Below are 24,028 nucleotides of genomic sequence, written 5' to 3' on the forward strand. Positions count from 1 at the left end.
GGGCGTCCCCGCCGAGACGGGCACCACCTCCTGCCAAGGCGGCGAGCGCGGTCGGACTACATCCGTTCCGGCGCCGCGATGCCCAGCAGACCCAGCCCGTCGCCGAGCGTCCGCGCCGTCAGACGGCACAGGGCCAGCCGGTTGCCGCGCACGGGTTCGTCGGCCTTGAGGACCGGACACGCTTCGTAGAACGTCGTGAACGCGCGGGCCAGTTCGTAGAGGTAGCCGCAGAGCCGGTGCGGTTCCAGGGTGGCCGCGACCTCCGTGACGACCGAGCCGTAGGCGTCGAGGGCCAAGGCGAGTTCCCGCTCGGCCGGCTGCGGCGCGACGGTGTCGTCGACCGTCGTCCCGTGATCGCCCGCGTTGCGCAGGATCGACCTGATGCGGGCGTGGGCGTACTGCAGGTACACCCCGGTGTTGCCGGTGAAGGAGACCATGCGGTCGACGTCGAAGGAGTAGTCCTTCACCCGCGAGGTCGACAGGTCGGCGTACTTGACCGCGCCGATGCCCGCCGACTCGGCGATCCGGTCGAGCTCGGCCGCGTCGAGGCCCGGGTTCTTCTCGGCGACGATCGCACGCGCACGCGACACCGCGTCGTCGAGCAGGTCCATCAGGCGGACCGTGCCACCCGCCCTGGTCTTGAACGGCGTCCCGTCCGGACCGAGGATCGTGCCGTAGGCGGCGTGTTCGGCGGTGACGCTGTCGGTGAGCCAACCGGCACGGCGGGCCGCCTCGAAGACCAGGTGGAAGTGCAGCGACTGACGCGAGTCCGTGACGTAGATCAGCCGGTTCGCCTTGAGGTCGCGCAGGCGGTAGCGGATCGTGGCCAGGTCGGTGGTGTCGTAGCCGTACCCGCCGTCGCGTTTGCGGACCATCAGCGTGACCGGCCTGCCCTCGGGGCCGGTCACCTCGTCGGAGTAGAAGACGAGCGCCCCGTCGCTCTCCACCGCGAGACCCGCCTCGACCAACTCCTCGACCGTGTCGCCCAGCATCGGGTTGTAGAACGACTCGCCGACCGAGTCCTCCGGCGTCAGCAGCACCGTCAACCGCGCGTAGATCGCGCTGAACGACCGCTCGGACTCGGCGACGATGTCCTGCCAGACCGCGACCGTCGCCGGGTCACCGGACTGCAGCGCGACCACCCGCGACCGGGACCGGTCGGCGAAGTCCGGGTCCGCGTCGAACTTCGCGCGCGCCGACCGGTACAGGGCGTCCAGTGCCGACACCGCCGAGGTGCCCTCGCCCAGCTCGTCCTGGTGCCACGCCGCCTCGGGGTGCTCGTCGAGGTACTGGATCAACATCCCGAACTGGGTGCCGAAGTCGCCCAGGTGGTTCTGCCGCAGCACGTCCGCGCCGAGGAACCCCACCACGCGGGCGAGGCTGTCGCCGATGATCGTCGTGCGCAGGTGCCCGACGTGCATCTCCTTGGCGATGTTGGGCGCGGAGTAGTCCACCACCACCCGGCGTCCCCGCTCGTGCGCACCGACACCCAGACGGGGGTCCGCCAGTCGGGCGGCCACCTGCTCCCAGACCGCACCACCGGTCACGGTGACGTTGAGGAAACCCGGCCCGGACCTCTCCACCGAGGCGATCACCGCGTGGTCGTCGACGTCGAGCGCGGCCACGATGTCCGCGGCCAGGTCGGCCGGCCTGACACCGACGCGCTTGGCCAGTGCCAACGCGGCGTTGCACTGGAAGTCGGCACGATCGGATCGTCGCACCACCGGGTCCGCGCCCACCAGGTCCTCGCGGACCCTGCCGATCGCCTCCGACATGGTCGCGGCGATCCGTTCCGACAGCGACGGCACAACCTGGTGGTCGACACTCACCTGCACACAACCCCCTTCGTGGGAAGGTGATTGTTCCAGGTGCCGCTCGCCCCGACGCCCGGGGGCACGGACACCACGCGCACGGCGACCACCACGTGCCCGACACGGGCCGGTGCGATCCCGACGGTCCGCACCGGACCGGCGGCGACCCGTCAGCCCGGTCCCGCCAGGCGGTCGGCGGCCGGGGCGACCACGCGCGCGATCCAGTCCGCCAGGTCACCGTCCGGCGAGAGCAGGATCACCGTGTCGACACCGAGGTCCGCGTAGGCGGCGACGGCCTCGGTCAGGCCGTCGGCGTCGTCCGGCACGTCGGCGAGGTGCGCCACCGTCTTGCGGATCGAGTCGTAGTCGCGGCCCAGGTCGTCGCAGTGGCGGCGCAGCACGTCGAGCTTGTGCGGCACCTCGGCGGGTGACCGGAGCAGGAGGTTGCAGGCGTCGGCGTAGCGGGCGACCAGCCGCAGGGTCTTCCGCTCGCCGTTGCCGCCGATCATGACCTCCGGGTGCGGGCTGCTCAGCGGCGCGGGCACGCACAGCGTCTCGGCCAGCCGGTAGTGCACACCGTCGAACGGGCCGTCGTCCAGCGGGTCCCACATCTGCAGGCAGATCCGCAGCGCCTCCTCCAGCCGCTCGAAGCGCTCGCCCAACGGCGGGAACGGCACGCCCAGCCCCTCGTGCTCGCGCTCGTACCAGGCCGCGCCGACACCCAACGTCGTGCGACCGCCCGACAACACGTCCAGCGTGGTGACGATCTTCGCCAGCAGACCCGGGTGGCGGTAGGTGACGCCCGTGACGAGCGCGCCGAGCCGGATCGTGGAGGTGTGCGCGGCCAGGAACCCCAGCGTCGTGTAGCACTCCAGCATCGGGTCCTCGGGACCGCCGTTGTGCTCCATCTGGAAGTAGTGGTCCATGACCGACAGCCACCCGACCCCGGCCGCCTCGGCCGCCGCGCAGGCCGCCGCCAGCTCGGGACCGAGTCGTTCCGCACCCTGGTTGAACCGGGTGATGTGCACGCCCAGCCGCACGTCGCGCTCCGTTCTCCACCTGCTCGGCCACCGACCGGCGCGACGCTAACGGCTGGAGCGCGCTCCAGGTCAAGACGCGGCGCGGGTCAGGGGATCAGCACGACCTTGCCCGCGACCGTGCCCGACTCGGCCAGCCGGACCGCGTCCGCGACCTGCTCCAGCGGCACGCGGGCGGCCACCTGCGCGCGGAGCGAACCGTCGGCGAGCAGCGCGAGGACCGCGCCCAGGTCGCGGGTCAGGCGGGCGCGGAACCGCGCCGCGTCGCGCTTGCCCGCCCAGATGTCGAAGAACCTCGCCGTGCGGCCGTCGGGCAGCGCGTTCCACCACAGCAGGCGGACGAACAGCTTCAGCACCGGCAGCCGTGACGAGCCCCGCCGGTCGCGGGTGGACGCGGTGCCGTAGGCGACGAGCGTGCCGCGCGGCGCGAGCAGCCGGTGGGACTCGACGATGCCGGGGCCGCCGACGTGGTCGAACACCGCGTCGACGCCGCCCGGGGCGAGTTCGCGCACCCTGGCGGGCAGGTCGGCGTCGCGGTAGTCGACCGGGGTGGCGCCGAGCGCGCGCACCGCGTCGTGGTGGCGGGGCGAGGCGGTGCCGACGACCCGTGCGCCGGCCAGCCGGGCCAGCTGCACCAGGGTGGAGCCGACGCCGCCGTTCGCGCCGTGCACCAGCACGGTCTGACCGGCGGAGACCTTCGCGACGTCGTGCAGCATCCGCCACGCGGTCAGGCCGTTGACCACGAACGTCTCCGCCTCGGCCGGGTCGACGCCGGCGGGCACCGGCACCAGGTCCGCCGCCTCCACCAGCGCGTGGCTGGCCCAGCCGCCGACCTTGGTCAACGCGGCGAACCGCCCGCCGACCAGCGCCGCGTCCACCCCCGGCCCGACCTCGGCCACCGTTCCGACCAGGTCGTAACCGGGCACGAACGGGAACGCCGGCTGGTCGTAGTACTTGGCGCGGCGCATCTGCTGCTCGGCGAACGACACCCCCGACGCCTCGACCCGGACCAGCGCCTGGCCCCGCGCCGGGACGGGCCGTTCGCGGCGGCGCAACCGCAGCCCCTCGGGCTCGACCACACCGGGCAGCACGACTTCCAGGACCTGTTCGGGGGAGTGCGCCATCTCGTCCTCCAAGTGTGAGTGGTCAGTCACTCATTACCTGGCCGAGTGAACGCTCCCGGTCGACTTTTGTCAAACAGGCAGGCGTGTCCGGGGGAGTGGCTGGTCGGTCACAGTCAGGACGGGTAGGCGTGCGCCTCGGTGGCCTTGACCGCCGCCCACAGCTCGTCGCCGGGCCGGAGCCGGAGCTCCGCGACGGTCGCCGTGGTGATGTCGGCCAGCACGGGCGGCGCTCCGTCCAGCCGCACGCGGGTGGTGTGCGCGTGCTGCTCGATCCCGGCCACGGTGACGCGCCACGCGTTGCGCGGGCTGCCGGTCGGGTGTTCGGGGTGCAGGCCGACCGCCGTCGGCGGGAACACCACGTGCACCGGCCCGGTCGCCGGCGTCGCCACGGTGAGCGTGCCGCCGTCGTCCAGCGCGACGGTCGTGCCGTGCGCGGTGCCGCGGTAGAGGTTGAGGCCGACCAGGTCGGCGACGTAGTCGGTGCGCGGACGGCGGGCCACCTCGGTCGGCGTGCCCTGCTGCACGACCCGGCCGTGCTCCAGCACCACCAGCCGGTCGGCGAGCACCATCGCGTCCAACGGGTCGTGCGTGACCATCAGCGTGTGACCCGGGAAGTCGCGCAGGTGACGGCCCAGTTCGGCGCGCACGTGCAGGCGCGTGGCGGCGTCCAGCGCGGCCAACGGCTCGTCGAGCAGCAGCAGTTCCGGGCCGGTGGCCAGGGCGCGGGCCAAGGCGACGCGCTGCGCCTGCCCACCGGACAACGTGCGCGGCTTGGCCCGGGCGTGCGCCGCCAACCCGACGCGGTCCAGCCACCGCGCCGCCTCCGCCCGCGCCGCCGCACGCCCCACACCCCGCGCGCGCAGGCCGAAGGCCACGTTCTCCACCGCGGACATGTGCGCGAACAGCAGGTAGTCCTGGAACACCACGCCGATCGGTCGCCGCTCGGCGGGCCGGAACACCCTCGGCGGCTCGTCCCACGTCTGCCCGTCCAGCCGGATGTGCCCGCCGGTCAACGGCAGCAGGCCGGCCAGGGCGCGCAGCGCGGTGCTCTTGCCCGCCCCGTTCGGGCCGAGCAGGGCGACCACCTCGCCCGGCCCCACCACCAGCTCCGCGGCCAGCCGGAACCACCCGCGGTCGACCCCCAGGTCGGCGTGCAACGTCATGACGGCCCGCTGATCCACCGGTCGCGCAGCGCGGCCAGCACCCCGACGGACACCAGCAGCAGCACCACGCTGAGCACGACCGCCGCGTCCGGATCGGTCTCCAGGGCCAGGTACACCGCCAGCGGCATGGTGGTCGTCTCGCCCGGGAAGTTGCCCGCGAACGTGATGGTCGCCCCGAACTCGCCCAACGCCCGCGCCCAGCACAGCACCGTGCCCGCGACCACGCCCGGCAGGATCGACGGCAGCGTCACCCGGCGGAACACCAGCCAGCGCGAGGCGCCCAGGGTCGCGGCGGCCTCCTCGTAGCGCGGGTCGGCGGCGCGCAACGCGCCCTCCACCGAGATCACCAGGAACGGCATCGCCACGAACGCCTCCGCCAGCACCACCCCCGCGGTGGTGAACGGCAGCGAGACGCCGAACCACGCGTCCAGGTACTGCCCGACCAACCCGCGCCTGCCCAGCACGAACAGCAACGCCACACCGCCCACCACCGGCGGCAGCACCAGCGGCACCGTCACCAACGCCCGCAGCACCGACCGCCCCGGCACGTCGCCGCGCGCCAGCAGCCACGCCAACGGCACGCCGAGCACCAGGCACACCACCGTCGCCAGGCTCGCGCACACCAGCGACAACCGCAGCGCCTCGCCGACCGACGCGCTGAACAGCCGCTGCGGCAACGCCTCCCAGGGCGCCCGGACCAGCAGGCCGACCAGCGGGACCAGCAGGAACGCGAGCCCGAGCGCCGCGGGCACCACCAGCGCCACCGGCAGCCGGCCCGCCGCCCGACGGCGGGTCGGTCCCCGACGGGGCGACAGCGGACCGGCCGGCGTCGGACGGGTCGGTGTCCTCACGGCGCGTCGAACCCGGCCTCGGCGAGCACCGCCCGCCCCCGCTCGGACAGCACGTGGTCGACGAACGCCCGCGCCCCCGCCGGGTTGCGCGCCCGCGCCAGCGGCGCGACCGGGTAGTCGGTGACCGTCCGGTCGGCCTCCGGGAACCCGATGCCCTCGACCTGCCCGCTCGCGGACCGCACGTCCGTCCGGTACACCAGCGCCGCGTCCACCTCGCCGAGCCGCACCTTGGTCAGCACGGCCTTCACGTCCTGCTCCACCGTGTCCGGCCGGGCGGTCACCCCGGCCGCCTCGAACGCCCGCTTCGCCGCCGCACCGCACGGCACCTGCTCCGCGCACAACGCGATCTTGGCGTCGGCGTCGCCGAAGTCCGCCAGCCCGGTGACGCCCGCCGGGTTGCCCGAGGGCACCGCGATCTCCAACCTGTTGCGCGCGAACCTGACCGGCTCGGAGGCCGTCCCGCCCGCGTCGACCACCCGGGCCATGGTGTCGGGCGAGGCCGAGGCGAATACGTCCGCCGGCGCGCCCTGCCCGATCTGCTGCGCCAACCCGGAGCTGCCGCCGAAGCTGAACACCACCTCGACGCCGGGGTTGGCCGCCTCGAAGTCCTCGCCGAGCCGGGTGAACGTCCCGGTCAGCGACGCCGCCGCGAACACCGTGATCCGCCCCGACACCGCCCCGCCCGGCGCACCGGGTTCCGCCGCGCCACAGGCCACCACCGCGCACCCGGCCACGGCGAGCGCCGCGACCAGCGTGAACGCCCGCATCACGACTCCGGGATCTCGACCACGACGTGCGTGGACTTGATCGACGCGACCGCCACGCTGCCGACCTCCAGGGCCAGCTCGTCGGCCGAGTCGCGGCTCATCAGCGACACCACCCGGAACGGCCCGGCCTGCATCTCCACCTGCGCCATCACCCCGTCCTTGACCACCCGCGTGACGATCCCGCGCATCCGGTTGCGGGCCGACGCCGCCACCGTCACCCCGGCCTCCGGCGCCTCGGCCAGGCGCTGCGCGAACTCGGCCAGCTCCCGCCCGTCGACCCCCTTGCGCCCGCTGTCGAGCTGCACCTCCGACAGCCGGCCCTGCTCGATCCACCGGCGCACGGTGTCGTCGCTCACCCCGAGCAGGGACGCGGCCTCGCTGATCCGCAGATTCGGCACGCCGGACACTATAACTCCGCACCTGCGGAGAAGGGCGGTCTTCGTTTCGTCGCACACCCGCCGGGTACGCCAAGCCCGTCGATCCCCAGCCCCGTCGATCGGAGGACGCCATGACGAGCCCGACCGACCGCGTCGGCACCCGCCGCCGCCCCGTCCAAGCGTTCACCCTGTTCGTCGGCGTGGTGTTCCTGCTGGTCGGCGTGCTCGGGTTCGTGCCGGGCGCGACGGCCGACCTCGACGCGATCGGCTTCGCCGGCCCGCACTCCGGGGCGCTGCTGTTCGGCCTGTTCCAGGTGTCGGTGCTGCACAACGCCCTGCACCTGCTGTTCGGCGTGGCCGGGATCCTGGCGTCCGCGACGCGGGGCGCGTCACGGCTGTTCCTGGGCGCCGGCGGGTTCGTCTACCTGCTGCTGTGGGTCTACGGGTCGGTCGTGCACTCGGTGGACCACGACGGCGGCGCGGCGAACTTCGCCCCGTTCAACCCGGCCGACAACCTGCTGCACCTCGGGCTCGGTGCCGGCATGATCGTTCTGGCCGTGGTCTCCACGGTCGTGGAACGCGCCCAGGACCGGTACCCCGGTCGCGAACAGGGCGGCGCGTGACGCCCGGTTGACCGCCGGCCGGAACCCGTCGCGTAAGTTCACCCGGGGAGGCGCTTGACTGGGAGGGCGTAGATGGCGAGTTCCGGACGACGACGGCATTTCGGGCGGGTGGACCCGTTCTGCCTGTTCATGGTCCTGCCACTGGTGCTGATCGCGGGAATCCTGGTCTGGGGCGGCCTGGCCTGGGTCGGCGTGGCCGTCATCGTCTGCGCCGCGATCGTGGTGCTCATCGATTCCTGGACCAACCGGCCGCTGCCGTTCGACGTGCCCGAGGACGACGACTACGACTACGACCCGCCGCAGCCGGGCCGCCGCACTCGCTAGCGGCCCGCGCGGCGAAGCCCGTCAGGCGTAGGTGTAGAGGCCGCGGTGGTCCAGCGTGGAGGCCACCGTGACGCCGAACGGGGCGAGCACCTCGCCGACGTCGACGACGCCCGCCACGTTCCCGCCCGGTTGGTACCGGTCGGAGCCGAAGCCCCAGGCCGCCTGCCAGCGCGACCACAGCCGGTCGATGTAGCAGTGGTGCAGGAAGAACACCGGGTCGTTCGGCGAGTCGATCTGCGCCATGTGCCCGCCCACCCAGTTGTGCACGCGCCCGTGCAGACCGGGGGACAGGCCGCCCTCCATGCGGTTGCGCATGCCGGCGCTGGACGACGAGTTCCACGGCGACACGTCGTAGGTGGACACACCCATCACGGTGTCCACATCGGACGTCGTGGGCAGCGAGCCGCGCAACGTCATCGCCCGGCGCAGCGACGTCGAGGACGTGGCGCTGACGTTGATCCGCCACCTCGTGGACCCGGCGAACGGTCCGCTGAGGACGGCGCCGTTGCCACCGGAGCCGTTGCCGCCCATGAAGTCGGAGGTGAACGGCGCGCCGGTGGTGGAGCGGTTGGCCGTCCAGTTCCAGTAGGGCAGGTCGACCGCCGGGTTGTACGCCTTCAGGGCGTTCTCCAGCTCCAGCAGGTACTGCCGGTGCCACGGCAGGAACGACGACGACCAGTGCGCGTAGTTGTGGCTGTTGACGGTGCCGAAGTAGTCCATGTGGGTGCGCACGAACCAGTCGTAGTTGCGGCCGCTGGTCTGCGCCTTCAACGACTTCACCGCGGCCACGAAGTTCGACTTCTCGGTGGCCGTCAGCACGGCCGCGCTCTTGCGGGTTCCCATGGCTGGGCACTCCTCTCGGGGTGGTCAGGCGCCGGTCAGCGGTGGGTGTGGTCGGCGTGGTGGGTGAGTTCCTGATCCCCGAGCTGGTCCACGGCGAGCTTGGCCAACTTCTTGAGGCCGTCGCGGTTGTTGCCCTCGTCGAGCGGGATGGGGTCGAAGTGGTTGAGCGTGCTGACCACGGCGGTGTACGTCCCGGTCGAGTCGGGGGCGACCGGCAGCTCGATCTGCATGACACCGAGCTTCTTGCCGTTGATGTGGACCTTGTGCTTGCCGTTGGCCTTGTCGTGCTCGCCCTTGATCTTCTTGCCCTTGTAGTTCTCCTCGAAGTCGCGCGGGTCGGTGGGCGCCTGGGCGTGGGGGCCGTGGGGGTCGGCCGTCGTGCTGGACGGGGCCGCGGTGACGAAGCCGACCGTGGCGGCGGCGACCACTGCGGCCGCCGCGCCGCGGCGGAAGACGTCACGGCGGGATAGTTCGGTCATGAGAGTCCTTAGGCGTGAACGTAGGTGCCGAGGGCCTGCCCATCGCCTCGACGACGGGAGCGGACCGTCCCTTGTAGGCAGGGTCCGACTCCTGTGTTCCGCCAACAACGCCTGTGCTACTTACGTGTGAAGTGTCCCTACGAAAGGGTAAGAAGACGCCCGAAAAGGCCCACTGACAGTGCTCATCCGCGTCGTGGACGGTCCGATCTGTCCGAATTCGACAGGGCCATTCGGGTGAGGTCGCGGAATCGGCCTCACCGGTGCCGGCGGAGCGGTCGGCCCGTCAGGCGGCGCGCAGCGTGAGCAGGGAGATCTCGCTCGGCGCGAAGACGCGCAGCGGGGGACCCCAGAACCCGGCGCCCCGGCTCGTGTAGAGCCGCGTGCGCTCGCCGTGGCGGCTCAGCCCCGCCAGCACCGGCTGCTGCAACCGCACCAGCAGGTGGAACGGCCAGATCTGACCGCCGTGCGTGTGCCCGGACAGCTGGAGGTCGACCCCCGCCGCCACGGCCTTGCCGATCTCGCTGGGCTGGTGCGCCAGCAGCACCACCGGGTCGTCGGCGCGGGTGCCTGCCAGCGCCGCGTCGAGGTCCGCACCGTGGCCCGCCTCGCCGGAGTGCGCGCCGGTGACGTCGTCCACGCCCGCGAACACCAGCCGGGCGTCACCGCGCTCCAGCACCCGGTGCTGGTTGTGCAGGCTCGTCCAGCCCAACTCGGCCATGTGGTCCAGCCACGCCTGCGCGTTGCTGATGTACTCGTGGTTGCCCGATACGTAGAACCGGTGCCGCGCCCGCACGTCACCCAGCGCGGCGGCCTGGCCACGGCGCTGCGCCACCGTGCCGTCCGCGATGTCGCCCACGTGGACGACGACGTCCGGGTCCAGCGCGTTGACCGCCGCCACCGTGCCGACGGACCACTTCGTGCGGTCGATCGCGCCGTAGTGGGTGTCCGCGAGCACCGCGACGGTGAGCCCGTCGAACGCCTCGTCCAGCCGGGGCAGCACCACGTCGGTCCGCTTCACCCTCGGCACCCGCCGTGCCTCCCGGATGCCGTGGGCGACCAGCGCGAGGCCGACCGCGAGCAGGGCCACCGCGAGGACCCTCGCCCGGAACGGGTTCTCCACTCCCGCGACCGCCAGCACCAGCCGCACCGCGTGGCCGATCACGGTCCAGGCGAAGAACACCCACGCCACGCCCAGCATCAGGTGCGCCACGCGTGCGGCCCGGTCGGAGTAGCGGCGGCCGTGCGCGCGGACCAGCAGCAACGGGAACGCCACCGACGTGACGACGAAGAACGCCGTGCCGATCGCCTGCACCGGCCACGGCCACCGCGCGCCCGGCGCTAGCAACCCCGTCCAGGGCACCCAGAACAGCAGTGCGGTCACCGTCAGCAACACCGCCGTGAAGATCACGCGTCGCCGCGCGGACGGGCGGGGTGGCGCGGTCGTCGTGCTCGACATCGGGTCTCCTCGGCGGCCTTACGAACCAGCGGGCTCTTATCGACGGTAACCCGCCGTGCGGCCGGTGTCCAAGTTTGGTCCGGGGGTGCGCGGAAACCCTGGTCACATGGCCTACGAAGACGAACGCGAGATCGACTCGACCGACACCGCGGCGCCCGACGCCGACGCCTTCCGCGTCGAGACGCCCGAGGAGGACGAGCGGCTGGCCGCGTCCCAGCGCAAGATCGACGAGGCCAAGGCGGTGGCGGCCGACCTCGCCGAGACCACCCCCGACCCGCTGCCCGACAGCGACCCGCCGCAGGGCTCCACCCCCGGCTCCTGAGCACCCCCGGGCCCGGCTCTTCGGAGGTCCATAGTGGACTCACCCGAATGGCGGTTGAGAACGTGAACACCGATATGGATAGTTCGATCTTCCGTTTCGGAGTTTCAGTCGATCGCCGCTTGACTTGGGGGTAACCGGGCGTGGCGCGTCCAACCCGCAGCGTGGTGGACGACCCGCTTTCGTCGCCCGGTGAGGCCGGGCTTCGCCGGACCAGGCGGCTGGCCGAGGTCTACGCCTGGCTCAGCGCCGTCGCCTTCACCCTCCAGCTGTTCTTCGTCGGCGTCGGCCCCAGCCACCTGGTGCTCGGCGCGCTGGTGCCGTTGGTGCTCGTGTCGTGGTGGCTGCGCCCGAACCGGGACAGCTGGCTCGTCGCGGCGGTCGAGTGCGTGGTCGCCCACGGCGGGGCGTTCGTGCTGCCCAACCCGCAACCCGTCATCGCGTTCCTGTTCGCGGTGACCGTGCGCCGCGCGCTGCGCGGCGACAACGAACCGTTCCCGTTCAAAGCCCTGCCCGCGCTGTTCGGTTACCTGAGCGGCTGCGCGGTGTGGATCGCGGTCAAGCCGGCCGCCGTGTCCGGTCCGCTGATCCTGTCCATCCTCATGCCGCTGGTCGGGCTGATGGTCGGTGCGATGGCGCTGCACGAGACGACCCGCTCGGCCCGACTCGTGGAGGACGCGCGCCGCACGGTCGACGCGGTGGTGCGGGCCAGCCCGATCGGGCTCGTGCTGGTCGACGCCGAGGGCGCGCCCCGCCTGCACAACGACCGGGCGCGCGAGCTGCTGGCGTGGCCCGCGGCGGCACCCGGCCGGGTGCCGTGCCCGCACGGCCCGGACATCACCGACTGCGAGCGCGGCTGCCGTTCGGCCGACGAGGCGGTCGAGGTCCGCGTGACCCGCGCGGACGGTTCGACCGGCGTGCTGGCCGTGCACGCGGTGCCCGTCGAGCACGTCTCCGAGAAGCACACCCTGGTCACCGCGCTGGACGTGAGCAAGCGCCGTGAGCTGGAGGACGCGATGCGCACGCGTGCCGAGCGGGACGAGCTGACCGGGCTCGCCGGGCGCGCGCACTTCCTGCACCTGGTGGACGAGGCGCTGCTGGCCGGTGAGGCGGTCGGCCTGCTGGTGATAGACCTCGACGGGTTCAAGGAGGTCAACGACGCCGAGGGGCACGAGGCGGGCGACTGGTACCTGGTGTCGGCGGCCGAGCGCGTCGGCCGTGCCGTCGGACGCGTGGCCACGGCGGCCCGGCTGGGCGGCGACGAGTTCGCGGTGCTCGCGCCCGGCCACGACGTGCGCGACTCGGCCCGGCTGGCCACGCGCATCCTGTCGGAGCTGGCGCGGCCGTTGACCGGGCTGGGGCACGAGACGGTGATCCGGGCCAGCGTCGGCATCGCGGTGTCGTCACCCGGGGTGGGCACGGCGGACCTGCTGCGCGACGCGGACACCGCGATGTACGTGGCCAAGCGCGAGGGCGGCGGCCGGATCCGGCTGTTCCGACCGGAGATGGGCGAGCGGGTGCTGGCCCGGCAGCGGGACAAGGCCGACCTGCGCACCGCGGTGTCCGACGGGCAGCTGGTGCTGCACTACCAGCCGATCGTGGACCTGGCGACGTCGGCGGCGGCGGGCGCGGAGGCGTTGGTGCGGTGGCAGCGGCCGGGGCACGGGCTGCTCGGGCCGGGGGAGTTCATCGGGCTGGCCGAGGAGACCGGGCTCATCGTGCCGCTGGGCAACAAGGTGCTGGCCGGCGCGTGCGAGCAGGCGATGCGATGGCGCGAGCAAGGGCGGGCGCTCGGGGTGACGGTGAACGTGTCCACCCGGCAGTTGTCCGCGCCGACGTTCCTGCCGGCGTTGGACCGGGTGTTGAAGACGACCGGGCTGCCGCCGGAGCGGTTGACCATCGAGGTGACCGAGTCGGTGTGGGCCGACGGCGCGGCGATGCGCGGGCTGATGGAGGTGCGGGAGACCGGGGTGCGGGTCGCGTTGGACGACTTCGGCACCGGGTACTCGTCGTTGAGCTACCTGCAGCGGTACCCGTTCGACGTGGTGAAGATCGACAGGTCGTTCACGGCCGCGTTGAACGACACCGGCCGCACCGCGGGCGTGGTCCGCTGCATCATCGACCTCGCCGACGTCCTGGGCGCGCACACCGTCGCCGAGGGCATCGAGACCCAGGCCCAGGCCGACTGGCTCCGCAAGGCCGGCTGCGCCTACGCCCAGGGCTACCTGTTCGGCCGCCCCGACCTGGCCGAGAACTGGGACACCCAACCCACCACCCACTAACCCGCGAGTCGAACCTCCAAGCCCCGCGAGTCGAACCCTCAGGTCGCGCGAGTCGAACCCTCAGGCCCGCCGAGTTCAACGCTCAGGACCACGTCGTTGAACGGCCCTGGGTACCTGAACGTAGAACTCAGTGGTCCTGGAGGTTCGACTCGCTGGTCCTGGAGGTTCGACTCGCTGGTCCTGGAGGTTCGACTCGCGTGGGGGTCAGGGGTGGGGGAGGTCGGCCAGGGTGTTCCAGAACATCAGTTCGTAGGAGTGGAGGAGGCGGGCGGCGGGCAGGGCGGCCTCGGGGGCCCAGCCGGTGGCCAGGACCTCGTCGAGGGCGCGCAGGCCCAGGGCGTCCAAGTCCGGCGCGGGCTGGGCGAAGAAGTCGAAGAACGCACACCCGGCGTCGTCGAAACCGTAGTGCTCGCGCAGCGCGGCGGCGATCGTCGCGCAATAGCCACCCCATTCCGCGAAGTTCGCCAGAATCGCGAGGAGCGCGTCGTGCGGATTGCCGTCCAACGCCAGCCTGGCCACGTACGACGGATATGCCTGACATCCCGGCAACGGCCGGTACGCGGCCACGTCGTCCGGCGTCAGGCCGCACGCCGCGGCGAAATCACCCAGTTTGACCAACGCCAACCCCTCACCGCCCGCGACCGCCGCGAAGAACTCGCGCTGCGCCGGCCGCGTGGACTGCGCGGCCAACGTGAGGAACGCTCGCCAGTCGCTCTGCACGATGCGGTGCTCCTCGGCCGCCAACGCCGCCAACGTGGCCGGTGGCACGGCACCGCGGGCGATCAACGGCACCAGCCGGTTCGTTCCGCCCTCGCCCCGCAGCTCCTCCCGCACCCGCTCCAGCAGGTCGTTCGCCATCGTTCCCCCTCGCTCGGGCACCACGCGCCACGATCGATCGCACCGCGGACAATATGCACCCTATAATGTGTGTCCGAGGCCATGCGGACGCACGGAAGCGTCTGTTCAGTGGATGAAGACTCGGCAACAGGGATTGACGCAGACCCGTAGTTCGGGTCTCATGACCCCGCCCCTGGTAGGACATCAGCGTTAGCCGCAGTTGGGAGAGCCGCGATTGCGCGCCGGAGTCACGTCGGACGAAAACCGCGGAATCCCCACCGAAAAGCAGCACTTGGTCTGGACCGCTTTCCTGGCTTTCGGCCTGCTCATGGTCGGCGTCTACTACCTGCTGCCGCCATTCCTGGGCGCGGTGCCGGTCCGACTGATCATCTACGGCGGCCTGAGCGTCGTCGTCGCGCTCGCCGCCTGGTGGGGCGCGCGGCGGGACGCACCCAAGGTGCGCGCGCCGTGGATCGTCCTCGGGGTGGCGCAACTGGTCGCCGCCCTGGCCGACGCCACGTTCTACGCCTCGCACTACGTGCTGGACGACACGAGCTACCCGTCCTACGCCGACATCTTCTACCTCGGCCACTACCCGATCGCCGTGACCGGCGTGCTCATGCTGATCCGGCGCCGCCGCGCGGGCCGCGACCTGCCCAGCCTGCTCGACGCGGTGTCGCTCACCGTGGCGGCGGGCCTGCTGTCGTGGGTCTTCGTGATCGGCCCGCAGACCCGCCTCGGTACGCCGGTGCTGGTCGAGATGGTGTCGCTGGCCTACCCGGTGATGGACCTGGTCCTGCTGCTGGTGTCGCTGCGGCTGCTGCTCGGCGACGGTCGGCGGGACGTGTCGTTCGTGCTGCTCGCGTTCTGGCTGGCCGCCACGCTGACCGCGGACACGGTGTACGTGCTGCAACGCCTCGACGGCAGCTACGAGGCGGGCAACTTCCTGGACGCGATCTGGCTGGCCGGCAAGGTGGCGTTCGGTGCGTGCGCGCTGCACCCGTCGACCCGTCGGATGGCGCAGGCCGTCGACGTGCCGGGCCTGCGGCTGAGCTGGCCGCGGCTGGCGGTCCTGTCCTGCGGTGCGCTGATCGGGCCCACGCTGCTGCTCCTGCAGAACGCCCAGGGCGTGCGCCGCGACGTGCCGGTCATCGCGGCGGGCTGCGCGGTGCTGTTCGCGCTGACCGCGACCCGGCTCGCCGGCCTGGCGGTGGACCAGCGCAGGCTCGCCATCACCGACAGCCTCACCCGGCTGCGCAGCCGCCGCTACTTCGAGGCACGGCTGGCCGACGAGGTGGCCCGGGCCCGGCGCGCCGGCAGCCCGCTCGGCGTGGTGATCCTCGACGTCGACCGGTTCAAGTCCATCAACGACCGGTTCGGGCACCCGGCGGGCGACCGGGTGCTGGTCGAGGTGGCCGACCGGTTGCAGGCGGTCTCCGGGCCGGGCCGGGTGCTGGCCAGGTACGGCGGCGAGGAGTTCGCGCTGATCGCGACCGGTGTGGACGCCGAGAACCTGAGCCGTCTGGCGGAACGGTTGCGGCACGGTGTGTCGCACCATCCGATCGCCGTGAGCGGTCGCCGTTCGGTGACGGTTACGCTCTCCGCCGGCACCGCCGCGTTCGCGCCGCACTACGGCACCGCGTCCGCTTTGGTGTCGGCGGCTGACCGCGCGCTGTACCTGGCCAAGGATCTCGGGCGGGACCGGGCGGTCGCCGGTGGCACATCGCTCACCGAACACCGGGAGGACGTCGCGGTGGACTACCTGAACCAGGTCGCGGACCTGGTCGACCTGCGCGTGGCCAGTCCCGGGCGCAGTCTGGCCATCGCCGAGTGGGCGCGGACCGTCGCCGAGCACCTCAAGCGGGACCCGGCCGAGGTCCACAACGCGCACCGCGCCGGACGGCTGCTGGACGTCGGCATGATCGTGCTGCCCGACGACCTGCTCACCGAGTCCGGCCCGTTGACCGACCAGCAGTGGCACCTGCTGCACGAACACCCCGACAGCGGCGCCCGGATGGTCGGCGTGCTGCCCGACCACGGCGAGGTGGCCGAGGTCATCCGCCAGCACCACGAGCGGTGGGACGGCGCGGGCTACCCCGCCGGCCTGACCCGTGACGCCATCCGGGTCGAGGCGCGGATCCTGTCCGTGTGCGACGCGTGGGCGGCGATGCGCGCCGACCGGCCGCACCGGCGGGCGTTGACCCACGAGCAGGCGGTGCGCGAGCTGCGGTCCGGGCGCGGTGCCCGGTTCGACCCGCACCTGGTGGACGTCTTTCTGGAGTTGTTGGAGAACGGGACCGTCGGCGACCTGACCGCCGGACTCGGCTCGACCGCGTCGCGGGAGAACAGCCGCCTATCCTGACGCGCATGTCGCGCCGGGCCCTGATCACGATGACCACGAACGAGGTGCGCGCCTTCCTGGAGGAGCAGCGCGTGGTCACGGTGGCCACGATCGGCCCCCGCGGCAGGCCGCACCTCGTGCCGCTGTGGTTCGTGGTGGAGGACGGCGAACTGGCCGGCTGGACCTACCGGGCGTCGCAGAAGGTGGCGAACCTGCGGCGCACGCCCGAGGCCACGCTGCAACTGGAGGCGGGGCAGACCTACGACCAGCTGCGCGGCGTGACCATGGAGTGCGACGTGCGGCTGGTCGAGGAGCAGGCGGAAGTCGCCCGCATCGGCGCGGCGGTGGCGGCGCGGTACTCCGGGCACAGCGGGCCCGAGCTGGACGCGTTCGTGGCCGCGCAGGCGGTGAAGCGGGTCGGGTTGCGGTTCGCGCCGACCTCGGTGGTGTCGTGGGACCACCGCAAGCTGAGCGGCGCCTACTGAGCGGCACCCGTCCAGCCCGACCGAACCGTGCCGACCGAACCTCACCGACCGGGCCTCGCCCCGGTCATGCAAATCAACGCAAGTTTCCGCAAGCAGCTCGCAAGTGGACCATGCGACCCTGTATCTTCAGCAGTCGTCAACTTTTTGCGTCTTTCAGTAGACATCTTGCGGTCCCGTGATGGGGCTGCTTATGGTGTGCGCCACGCCACACTCCGTTGACACCCCTGCTTGCAGACCGAGGTCCCGTCCAACGAAGGGCTGAACCCATGCGAGTCAACCCCACCCTCCGGCGTCCCCTGGCGCTCGGCGCGGCGGTGGTGGCCACGTCCCTGGTGACCACGATGACGATCGCCGCCGCACCCGGCGAGGTCGCGGCCCGGGTCGCCGCGGCGGCGGCCACGTCCCCGTTCGACATCCCCGGCCGGGGCGCCGACGTGCCCTTCGTGGAGCACGAGGCCGAGAACGCCGCCACGAACGGCACGAAGATCGGCCCCGGCCGCCGCCAGGGCACGCTGGAGGGCGAGGCGTCCGGACGCCGCGCCGTGACGCTGTCCGGCCAGGGCAGGTACGTCGAGTTCACCCTCACCGAGCCCGCGAACTCGATCGACATCCGCTACAGCGTCCCCGACGGCAACAACGGCGCCGGCATCACCGCGCCGCTGTCGCTCTACCTCGACGGCACGAAGTCCGGCAGCCTCACGCTCACCTCGAAGTACGCCTGGCGCTACGGCGGCTACCCCTATGCCAACGACCCGAACCAGGGCAAGCCGCACCACCTCTACGACTCCACCCGCGCCCTGTTCCCCCGCACACTGCCGGCCGGCGCCAAGGTGAAGCTCCAGATCGACGCCGGCGACACCGCGCCGTCCTACACGATCGACCTCGCCGACTTCGAGCTCGTCGCCGCGCCCGCCACCCGGCCCGCGAACTCGGTCTCCGTCACCGAGCACGGCGCCACCCCGAACGACGGCACCAACGACAACGCCGCCTTCGACGCCGCGATCGCCGCGGCCAGGGCGGCCGGCCGCGAGGTCTGGATCCCGGCGGGGCGGTTCACCGTCACCAAGCACGTCACCGTCGACCAGGTCACCGTCCGCGGCGCGGGCCACTGGCACAGCGTGGTCACCGGTGACCGGGTCGGGTTCTACGGCCTGGGCGAGCCGTCGAGCTGCGGCCAGGGCGGCAACTCCGGCGTGAGCACCCGCGTCGGCCTGCACGACTTCGCGATCATCGGCGAGGTCACCAACCGGGTCGACTGCGACCAGACCAACGCCATCGGCGGCGCGCTGGGCGGCGGCTCGGTGATCTCCGGCATGTTCCTCCAGCACACCAAGGTCGGCCTGTGGCTGGACGGCCCGTTCTCCGGCCTCACCATCCGCGACAACAAGGTCGTCGACCAGCTCGCCGACGGCATGAACCTGCACCGCGGCATCAGCAACGTGCTGATCGAGAACAACCTGTTCCGCAACATCAGCGACGACGGCATCGCGTTCTGGTCGGAGCAGCAGGCCGACCACGGCAACACGATCCGCCGCAACACGGTGGTCGTGCCGATGAAGGCCAACGGCATCGCGATCTACGGCGGCCGGGACAACGTCGCCACCGAGAACGTCGTGGCCGACACCCAGGACCAGGGCGGCGGCATCCACGTCGGCAACCGCTTCTCCTCGGTGCCCCTGTCCGGCACGACCACCCTGTCGAAGAACACGACGCTGCGCGCGGGCGTGCTCGACTCGAACTGGCAGTTCGGCGTCGGCGCGCTGTGGTTCGACGCCCGCGACGGCGCGATGAACGGCCGGATCGACGTCACCGACACCGATCTGGTCGACAGCAACTACGAGGCCATCCAGTTCATCAGCGGCACGATCACCAACGTCCACTTCGACGGCGTGCGCATCAACGGCGCCGGCACGTTCGGCGTCCAGCTCCAGTCGCCGGGTGCGGCGTCGTTCACCAACGTCACCGCCACCGGCCTCGGCCGGGCGGGCATCTACAGCTGCCTGGGCGAGAACGCGTTCCAGATCACCAGGGGCGCGGGCAACTCCGGCTGGGACGGCCCGTCGTACTGCGGCCCGTGGCCGGACCCGATCTACACCGACCCGACCGACCCGCCGACCAGCACCACCACCACGACAACGACCACGACCACCACCACCACGACGACGACCGTTCCGCCGGGCGGCAACCTGGCCAGGGGCAAGGCGGTCAGCGCTTCCACCGCCAACGGCGGCTTCCCGGCGGGCCACGCCGTGGACGGTGACGCCAACACCTACTGGGAGAGCGCGAACAACCAGTTCCCGCAGTCGTTGACCGTCGACCTGGGACGGTCGGAGAACGTCGGCCGCCTGGTGCTGAAGCTCCCGCCGCCCTCGGCGTGGCAGGCGCGCACGCAGACGTTGTCGGTCTCCGGCAGTGCGGACGGCGGCAACTACGGCCAGATCGTGGCGTCGGCCGGGTACCGGTTCGACCCGGTGTCGGGCAACCAGGTCACCATCCCGGTCTCCGGCGCGCACCGCCACCTGCGGCTGACGTTCACCGGCAACACCGCCTGGCCCGCCGCCCAGCTGTCCGAGCTGGAGGTCTACTCCGGCCGGGCGTCGACCACCACCACGACCACGACCACCACGCCTCAGCCGACCGGCAACGTGGCGCGTGGCAAGCCGGTGCAGGCCGCGGCCAACGGCGGTTTCCCGGGCGGCAACGCGGTGGACGGCGACGCCACCACGTACTGGGAGAGCCCGAACAACGCGTTCCCGCAGGCGTTCACGGTGGACCTGGGCAGCCGGATCGCGGTGAACCGGATCGTGCTGAAGCTGCCGCCCGCCGCGGCGTGGGCCGCCCGGACGCAGACCTTGAGCGTGTCCGGCAGCACCGACGGCACCACCTACGGCCGGCTCGTGGCGTCGGCCGGGTTCCGGTTCGACCCGGCGTCGGGCAACCAGGTCACCATCCCGGTCTCGGCGAACCACCGCTACCTGCGGCTGACGTTCACCGGCAACACCGGCTGGCCCGCCGCCCAGCTCGGCGAGTTCGAGGCGTACGCGGGCTGACGCCTCGATCGGGGGGCGGTCTTCGGGCAACGGCGCCGGAAGACCGCCCCGCGCCGGGTCGGCACCCACCGTTAACCGGGTCCGCCTACCGTTCCGCGCATGCGCGTCCCCGGTGGGCGTGCCACGGCAGAACGGAACCCCCATGAGGAGACCGCTGGTCATCGGTCTGTCCGCGCTCGTCCTGGTGTCGACGGCGGTGCCGGGCTCGGCCGCGCCCGGCGACCGGCACGACTTCGGCCGCGCCACGTTGACCGGGTTCGCCGCACTGCCCGCGGTGACGTTCGTGCCGGGCAGCGAGCCGTCGGGCGCCGCCCTCGGCACGGCCCCGGTCAACGGGATCGTGCCGCCGTTCGCCGACCAGCCGGTGCAGGGCTTCAGCGGTGTGCTGCGCAACGCCGACGGCACGTTCGACGTGCTGTCGGACAACGGGTACGGCACCAAGGCCAACAGCGCGGACTTCATGCTCCGCGTGCACCGGATCGGTCCGGACTTCGCCACCGGCGCGGTGGACGTGCTCGGCGGCATCACGCTGACCGACCCGAACGGGCACGTGCCGTTCGGGCTGACCCGGCCGGACCGGGTGCTGACCGGCGCGGACTTCGACGTCGAGTCGATCGCCCGCGCGGGCGACGGCGGTTACTGGATGGGCGACGAGTTCGGCCCCTACCTGCTGCACTTCGATCGCGCGGGCCGGTTGCTCGCCCCGCCCGTGCCGCTGCCGGGCGTCTTCGCGCCGGAGCACCCGGCGGGCACGCCGAACCTCGGCGGCAGCAAGGGTTACGAGGGCCTGGCGCTGTCCGTCGACGGCCGCACGCTGGACGCGCTGCTGGAGGGCACGGTCGCCGGTGACGAGCCCGGCACGTTGCGCCTCAACCAGTTCGACCTGGAACGCGGCCGGTACACCGGCGTCCGCTGGACCTACCGGCTGGACCGGCCGGAGCACGCGATCGGCGACGCCGCCACGGTGGACCGCAACCGGCTGCTGGTGATCGAACGCGACGGCGCGCAGGGCGTGGACGCCCGCGTCAAGCGCGTCTACCTGGTCGACAAGCGCGACCGCGACCGGGACGGTGTGCTGGACAAGACGCTGGTCGCCGACCTGCTCGACATCGCCGACCCGCGCGGGCTCGGCGGCTCGGGCGAGACGTTCACGTTCCCGTTCACCACCATCGAGGACGTGGTGGTCTTGGACGACCGCACGATCGGCGTGCTCAACGACAACAACTTCCCGTCCTCGTCCGGCCGCACGCCGGGTCTGCCCGACGACAACGAGTTCATCACCCTGCGCCTCGGCGACGACCTCGACGCCGACCCGCGCGTGCTGCGCCGCCGCTAGCCCTCCCGGCCGCGAACCGCTCGCGGCTCACCGCTCGCGCCAGGACCGCTGGTCCTCGGCGATCCGCCGGAACAGCCGCTTGAACCCGCCGAACGCGTCCTCGCCGACGCGTTCGGCGAGGCGGCGCTCGATGGCCGCCACGATCGCGTCCGACCGGCTCATCTGGGCCAGCCCGCGTTCGGTGGGCACGACGAGCTTCGCCCGCCGGTCGTCCGGGTCCGGCTGCCTGGTGACGTAGCCCAGCGCCTCCAACTCGTCCAGCACCTTGCCCACGACCTGCTTGTGCTGCCCCGACCGGCGGGCCAGGTCGGTGGCCCGGGTGCCCTCCTCGTCCAGGTAGGCGAGCACCGCGCCGTGCTGCGGGCGCAGGTCCGGGTAGCCGTCGCGGGCGAGGGTGTCGAACAACTCCTCCTGCACGGCGAACAGCAGTCGGCCGGTGAGGACGCCCAGGTCGGGTTCCGTGTGCTTGCGTTCGCCCCGGCGCATACCACTCCTTTGGTCACCAAAGGTGATAGTCACCATATTTGACGATCACCGTTCATGACTATATCGTTCGAGTCATGATCAAGCAGGAGGAGGGGCCCGTGGACAACCCGGTCAAGGTCGCGGTCGTGTACTACTCGGCCACCGGCAACATCGCCCGGATCGCCCAGGAGATCGCCGAGACCGCGGAGAAGGCCGGCGCCGAGGTCCGACTGCGCCAGGTCGCCGAACTCGCGCCGCGGTCCGCGATCGACGCCAACCCGGCGTGGGTCGCCAACGCCGCCGCGACCGCCGACGTCCCGGTCGCCGTCGCCGGCGACCTGATCTGGGCCGACGCCGTGGTGATGGGCACGCCGACCCGGTTCGGCAACGTCGCCGCGCAGCTCAAGCAGTTCCTCGACACGCTCGGCGGCGCGTGGCAGCAGGGGCTGCTGGCGGACAAGGTCTACAGCGGCTTCACCTCGACCGGCACGCTGCACGGCGGCCACGAGTCGACGTTGCTGGCGTTGGCCAACACGTTCCACCACTTCGGCGGCATCGTGGTGGCGCCCGGCTACACCCACCCGGACAAGTTCGCCGACGGCAACCCCTACGGCACCTCGCACCACGACGCGGGCGGCACGGCCGCGGTCGACGACACGGTGCGTGCGGCGGCCCGCGTGCAGGCCGAGCGGGTGGTCCGGTTCGCCCGCGCGATCGCCGCGGCGTGATGTCGGTCGACGGTGTCGTCGCGCCCGGCTTCGAGGGCGTGCGCGAGGAGTTCGCGGTGGTCGTGGCCGCCGAGCCCGACCCGGGCGCCCAGCTGGCCGTGTACCACCACGGACGCCCCGTGGTCGACCTGTGGGCCGGGTTGGCGCGGGACGCGCTGCTCGCGCTGTACTCGTCGGGCAAGGGCGCGGCGCACCTCGTGGTGGCGCTGCTGGTGCAGGACGGCGTGCTCGACCTGGACCGCGCGGTGGCGTCGTACTGGCCGGAGTTCGCGGCCGGGGGCAAGGAGCGGTTGACGCTGCGGGACCTGCTCGCGCACCGGGCCGGTCTCGTGGGTGTGACCGGTGGGTTCGACGCGGAGGAGGTGGCCGACGACCGGCTCATCGCCGCACGACTGGCCGGTGAACGTCCGGCGTGGACGGACGGGTACGGCTACCACGCCCTGACCATCGGCGCGCTGACCGGTGAGGTGGTGCGGCGGGTGACCGGGCGGACGTTGCGGGAGGTCTACGAGGAGCGGGTGCGGGCGCCGTACGGGCTGGACCTCCACCTCGGCCTGCCCGCGGAGCTGGAACCCCGGTACGCGCCGGTGCGGCCGACGACCTCACCGCCGCCGGCGGCGCCGGAAGGGCTCACCGCGCTCGCGTTCAACGCCCCGTTCGACCTGGTCGCGTTCGCCAACACCCGGCGCGTGCGCGCGCTCGGGCAGGCGTCGGCGGGCAGCGTGGGCAACGCGCGCGGCCTGGCCCGGATGTACGCGGCGGCGATCGGCCCGGTGGACGGGCGGGCGCCGCTGCTCAAGCCGGACGTCCTGGGCGAGTTCACCCGGCCGCACAGCGCCGGTGTCGACCTGGTGACGGGGGAGCGGGACCACTTCCTGCTCGGCTTCGAGGCGCAGGGCGTGCGGTACCCGGAGCTGGGCGCGGACGCGTTCGGGCACAGCGGCGCGGTCGGCGCGCAGGCGTTCGCGGATCCGGGCAGCGGTGTCGCCTACAGCTACACGCGGCGGCGGTTCGTCGCCGGTGGCGGCGGTGGCGCACCGGAGAACCGCCGACTGGTCGCGGCCGTGCTGCGCGCGGTGGCGTGACGGCGGGTCCGGCCGCCCCGAACTCGAACGGTCGACATCCTCCGCGCCTTCAGTACAGTCGATCGTGAGAGAGAGATCACCAGCGGAGGATTGTCATGAAGCGGAACCTCACCTGCCCCTGCGGCGAGCCCATCACCGGTCAGGACGAGGACGACCTGGTGACCAAGGTCCAGCAGCACCTGAAGGAGAACCACCCGGGTCACGACTACTCCCGCGACGAGATCCTGTTCATGGCTTACTGAGCC

Annotated in this window: 23 protein-coding genes; 11 read left to right on the forward strand and 12 right to left on the reverse strand. The window is 72.3% G+C overall.

The window, feature by feature from the left end; translation table 11 throughout:
- Positions 1–56: 56 nt before the first annotated feature.
- The 7 genes from argS to AB0K14_RS25415 all read right to left on the reverse strand — a co-directional run bounded on the left by argS (position 57) and on the right by AB0K14_RS25415 (position 7,151).
- A complete protein-coding gene (gene argS, locus AB0K14_RS25385) occupies positions 57–1,829 on the reverse strand; it encodes an arginine--tRNA ligase (protein WP_360456013.1) in 1,773 nt (590 codons plus the stop codon).
- Between the two features lie 152 nt (positions 1,830–1,981).
- Positions 1,982–2,851 carry an LLM class F420-dependent oxidoreductase gene (locus AB0K14_RS25390; RefSeq protein WP_360456016.1) on the reverse strand — a complete coding sequence of 290 codons (870 nt, stop codon included), beginning with the start codon at positions 2,849–2,851 and terminating at the stop codon, positions 1,982–1,984.
- 86 nt (positions 2,852–2,937) lie between these two features.
- Positions 2,938–3,972, reverse strand: coding sequence for a medium chain dehydrogenase/reductase family protein (locus tag AB0K14_RS25395; protein WP_360456200.1), 1,035 nt, complete (start codon positions 3,970–3,972; stop codon positions 2,938–2,940).
- A gap of 113 nt (positions 3,973–4,085) precedes the next feature.
- A complete protein-coding gene (locus AB0K14_RS25400) occupies positions 4,086–5,135 on the reverse strand; it encodes an ABC transporter ATP-binding protein (RefSeq protein WP_360456019.1) in 1,050 nt (349 codons plus the stop codon).
- Entirely contained in the window at positions 5,132–5,905 is a 774-nt protein-coding gene (gene modB, locus AB0K14_RS25405; RefSeq protein ID WP_360456203.1) for a molybdate ABC transporter permease subunit, read from the reverse strand. Before modB ends, AB0K14_RS25400 begins: the two co-directional genes overlap by 4 nt.
- Before the next feature lie 77 nt (positions 5,906–5,982).
- Complete coding sequence (gene modA, locus AB0K14_RS25410; RefSeq protein ID WP_360456022.1) at positions 5,983–6,753, reverse strand: molybdate ABC transporter substrate-binding protein; 771 nt, start codon at positions 6,751–6,753, stop codon at positions 5,983–5,985.
- Complete coding sequence (locus AB0K14_RS25415) at positions 6,753–7,151, reverse strand: helix-turn-helix transcriptional regulator (protein WP_360456025.1); 399 nt, start codon at positions 7,149–7,151, stop codon at positions 6,753–6,755. Before AB0K14_RS25415 ends, modA begins: the two co-directional genes overlap by 1 nt.
- A gap of 110 nt (positions 7,152–7,261) precedes the next feature.
- Between AB0K14_RS25415 and AB0K14_RS25420 the strand changes: the two genes are divergently transcribed.
- Entirely contained in the window at positions 7,262–7,753 is a 492-nt protein-coding gene (locus tag AB0K14_RS25420) for a DUF4383 domain-containing protein (protein ID WP_360456028.1), read from the forward strand.
- Between the two features lie 72 nt (positions 7,754–7,825).
- The gene (locus tag AB0K14_RS25425) at positions 7,826–8,077 is read left to right on the forward strand and encodes a hypothetical protein (RefSeq protein WP_360456031.1); all 252 of its coding nucleotides are present in this window, start codon (positions 7,826–7,828) and stop codon (positions 8,075–8,077) included.
- A 21-nt stretch (positions 8,078–8,098) separates the two neighbouring features.
- On the opposite strand, the gene AB0K14_RS25430 is transcribed toward AB0K14_RS25425, so the two are convergent.
- The 3 genes from AB0K14_RS25430 to AB0K14_RS25440 form a co-directional block, all read right to left on the reverse strand.
- Positions 8,099–8,920 carry a tyrosinase family protein gene (locus AB0K14_RS25430; protein WP_360456034.1) on the reverse strand — a complete coding sequence of 274 codons (822 nt, stop codon included), beginning with the start codon at positions 8,918–8,920 and terminating at the stop codon, positions 8,099–8,101.
- Positions 8,921–8,955: 35 nt separating this feature from the next.
- Positions 8,956–9,399: a tyrosinase family oxidase copper chaperone gene (locus AB0K14_RS25435; protein ID WP_360456037.1), complete on the reverse strand. Its 444-nt coding sequence runs from the start codon at positions 9,397–9,399 to the stop codon at positions 8,956–8,958.
- Between the two features lie 283 nt (positions 9,400–9,682).
- On the reverse strand, positions 9,683–10,855 hold the full coding sequence (locus tag AB0K14_RS25440) for a metallophosphoesterase (protein ID WP_360456040.1): 1,173 nt from the start codon (positions 10,853–10,855) through the stop codon (positions 9,683–9,685).
- 106 nt (positions 10,856–10,961) lie between these two features.
- Between AB0K14_RS25440 and AB0K14_RS25445 the strand changes: the two genes are divergently transcribed.
- Both AB0K14_RS25445 and AB0K14_RS25450 read left to right on the forward strand, forming a co-directional pair.
- The gene (locus AB0K14_RS25445) at positions 10,962–11,177 is read left to right on the forward strand and encodes a hypothetical protein (RefSeq protein WP_360456043.1); all 216 of its coding nucleotides are present in this window, start codon (positions 10,962–10,964) and stop codon (positions 11,175–11,177) included.
- Between the two features lie 140 nt (positions 11,178–11,317).
- Positions 11,318–13,456: an EAL domain-containing protein gene (locus AB0K14_RS25450; protein ID WP_360456046.1), complete on the forward strand. Its 2,139-nt coding sequence runs from the start codon at positions 11,318–11,320 to the stop codon at positions 13,454–13,456.
- A gap of 204 nt (positions 13,457–13,660) precedes the next feature.
- On the opposite strand, the gene AB0K14_RS25455 is transcribed toward AB0K14_RS25450, so the two are convergent.
- Positions 13,661–14,314 carry a transcriptional regulator gene (locus tag AB0K14_RS25455; protein ID WP_360456049.1) on the reverse strand — a complete coding sequence of 218 codons (654 nt, stop codon included), beginning with the start codon at positions 14,312–14,314 and terminating at the stop codon, positions 13,661–13,663.
- A 271-nt stretch (positions 14,315–14,585) separates the two neighbouring features.
- Here AB0K14_RS25455 and AB0K14_RS25460 point away from each other — a divergent pair, with 271 nt between their 5' ends.
- The 4 genes from AB0K14_RS25460 (at position 14,586) to AB0K14_RS25475 (ending at position 21,505) form a co-directional block, all read left to right on the forward strand.
- On the forward strand, positions 14,586–16,655 hold the full coding sequence (locus AB0K14_RS25460) for a diguanylate cyclase (protein WP_360456050.1): 2,070 nt from the start codon (positions 14,586–14,588) through the stop codon (positions 16,653–16,655).
- Positions 16,656–16,660: 5 nt separating this feature from the next.
- Complete coding sequence (locus AB0K14_RS25465) at positions 16,661–17,119, forward strand: TIGR03618 family F420-dependent PPOX class oxidoreductase (RefSeq protein WP_360456053.1); 459 nt, start codon at positions 16,661–16,663, stop codon at positions 17,117–17,119.
- A 266-nt stretch (positions 17,120–17,385) separates the two neighbouring features.
- The gene (locus tag AB0K14_RS25470) at positions 17,386–20,169 is read left to right on the forward strand and encodes a discoidin domain-containing protein (protein ID WP_360456056.1); all 2,784 of its coding nucleotides are present in this window, start codon (positions 17,386–17,388) and stop codon (positions 20,167–20,169) included.
- A gap of 142 nt (positions 20,170–20,311) precedes the next feature.
- A complete protein-coding gene (locus tag AB0K14_RS25475) occupies positions 20,312–21,505 on the forward strand; it encodes an esterase-like activity of phytase family protein (protein WP_360456059.1) in 1,194 nt (397 codons plus the stop codon).
- Between the two features lie 27 nt (positions 21,506–21,532).
- Here AB0K14_RS25475 and AB0K14_RS25480 read toward each other — a convergent pair whose 3' ends face one another.
- Positions 21,533–21,991 carry a MarR family transcriptional regulator gene (locus tag AB0K14_RS25480; RefSeq protein WP_360456062.1) on the reverse strand — a complete coding sequence of 153 codons (459 nt, stop codon included), beginning with the start codon at positions 21,989–21,991 and terminating at the stop codon, positions 21,533–21,535.
- A gap of 74 nt (positions 21,992–22,065) precedes the next feature.
- Here AB0K14_RS25480 and wrbA point away from each other — a divergent pair, with 74 nt between their 5' ends.
- The 3 genes from wrbA to AB0K14_RS25495 all read left to right on the forward strand — a co-directional run bounded on the left by wrbA (position 22,066) and on the right by AB0K14_RS25495 (position 24,025).
- Positions 22,066–22,698 (forward strand): NAD(P)H:quinone oxidoreductase, encoded by a 633-nt coding sequence (wrbA, locus tag AB0K14_RS25485; RefSeq protein WP_360456065.1) that lies wholly within the window; start codon positions 22,066–22,068, stop codon positions 22,696–22,698.
- Entirely contained in the window at positions 22,698–23,783 is a 1,086-nt protein-coding gene (locus AB0K14_RS25490) for a serine hydrolase domain-containing protein (RefSeq protein WP_360456205.1), read from the forward strand. The genes wrbA and AB0K14_RS25490 overlap by 1 nt, the downstream gene beginning before the upstream one ends.
- Before the next feature lie 95 nt (positions 23,784–23,878).
- Positions 23,879–24,025 (forward strand): DUF1059 domain-containing protein, encoded by a 147-nt coding sequence (locus tag AB0K14_RS25495; RefSeq protein WP_360456068.1) that lies wholly within the window; start codon positions 23,879–23,881, stop codon positions 24,023–24,025.
- Positions 24,026–24,028 lie beyond the last annotated feature (3 nt).

The sequence above is a fragment of the Actinosynnema sp. NPDC050801 genome (assembly GCF_040673975.1).
GTDB lineage: Bacteria > Actinomycetota > Actinomycetes > Mycobacteriales > Pseudonocardiaceae > Actinosynnema.

Coding starts and splice junctions, on each gene's coding strand:
- AB0K14_RS25395 (WP_360456200.1), bottom strand. CDS start 3,972: ATGGCGCACTCCCCCGAACAGGTCCTGGAAGTCGTGCTGCCCGGTGTG.
- AB0K14_RS25400 (WP_360456019.1), bottom strand. CDS start 5,135: ATGACGTTGCACGCCGACCTGGGGGTCGACCGCGGGTGGTTCCGGCTG.
- modA (WP_360456022.1), bottom strand. CDS start 6,753: ATGCGGGCGTTCACGCTGGTCGCGGCGCTCGCCGTGGCCGGGTGCGCG.
- AB0K14_RS25420 (WP_360456028.1), top strand. CDS start 7,262: ATGACGAGCCCGACCGACCGCGTCGGCACCCGCCGCCGCCCCGTCCAA.
- AB0K14_RS25425 (WP_360456031.1), top strand. CDS start 7,826: ATGGCGAGTTCCGGACGACGACGGCATTTCGGGCGGGTGGACCCGTTC.
- AB0K14_RS25430 (WP_360456034.1), bottom strand. CDS start 8,920: ATGGGAACCCGCAAGAGCGCGGCCGTGCTGACGGCCACCGAGAAGTCG.
- AB0K14_RS25435 (WP_360456037.1), bottom strand. CDS start 9,399: ATGACCGAACTATCCCGCCGTGACGTCTTCCGCCGCGGCGCGGCGGCC.
- AB0K14_RS25440 (WP_360456040.1), bottom strand. CDS start 10,855: ATGTCGAGCACGACGACCGCGCCACCCCGCCCGTCCGCGCGGCGACGC.
- AB0K14_RS25445 (WP_360456043.1), top strand. CDS start 10,962: ATGGCCTACGAAGACGAACGCGAGATCGACTCGACCGACACCGCGGCG.
- AB0K14_RS25455 (WP_360456049.1), bottom strand. CDS start 14,314: ATGGCGAACGACCTGCTGGAGCGGGTGCGGGAGGAGCTGCGGGGCGAG.
- AB0K14_RS25465 (WP_360456053.1), top strand. CDS start 16,661: ATGTCGCGCCGGGCCCTGATCACGATGACCACGAACGAGGTGCGCGCC.
- AB0K14_RS25470 (WP_360456056.1), top strand. CDS start 17,386: ATGCGAGTCAACCCCACCCTCCGGCGTCCCCTGGCGCTCGGCGCGGCG.
- AB0K14_RS25475 (WP_360456059.1), top strand. CDS start 20,312: ATGAGGAGACCGCTGGTCATCGGTCTGTCCGCGCTCGTCCTGGTGTCG.
- AB0K14_RS25480 (WP_360456062.1), bottom strand. CDS start 21,991: ATGCGCCGGGGCGAACGCAAGCACACGGAACCCGACCTGGGCGTCCTC.
- wrbA (WP_360456065.1), top strand. CDS start 22,066: ATGATCAAGCAGGAGGAGGGGCCCGTGGACAACCCGGTCAAGGTCGCG.
- AB0K14_RS25490 (WP_360456205.1), top strand. CDS start 22,698: ATGTCGGTCGACGGTGTCGTCGCGCCCGGCTTCGAGGGCGTGCGCGAG.
- AB0K14_RS25495 (WP_360456068.1), top strand. CDS start 23,879: ATGAAGCGGAACCTCACCTGCCCCTGCGGCGAGCCCATCACCGGTCAG.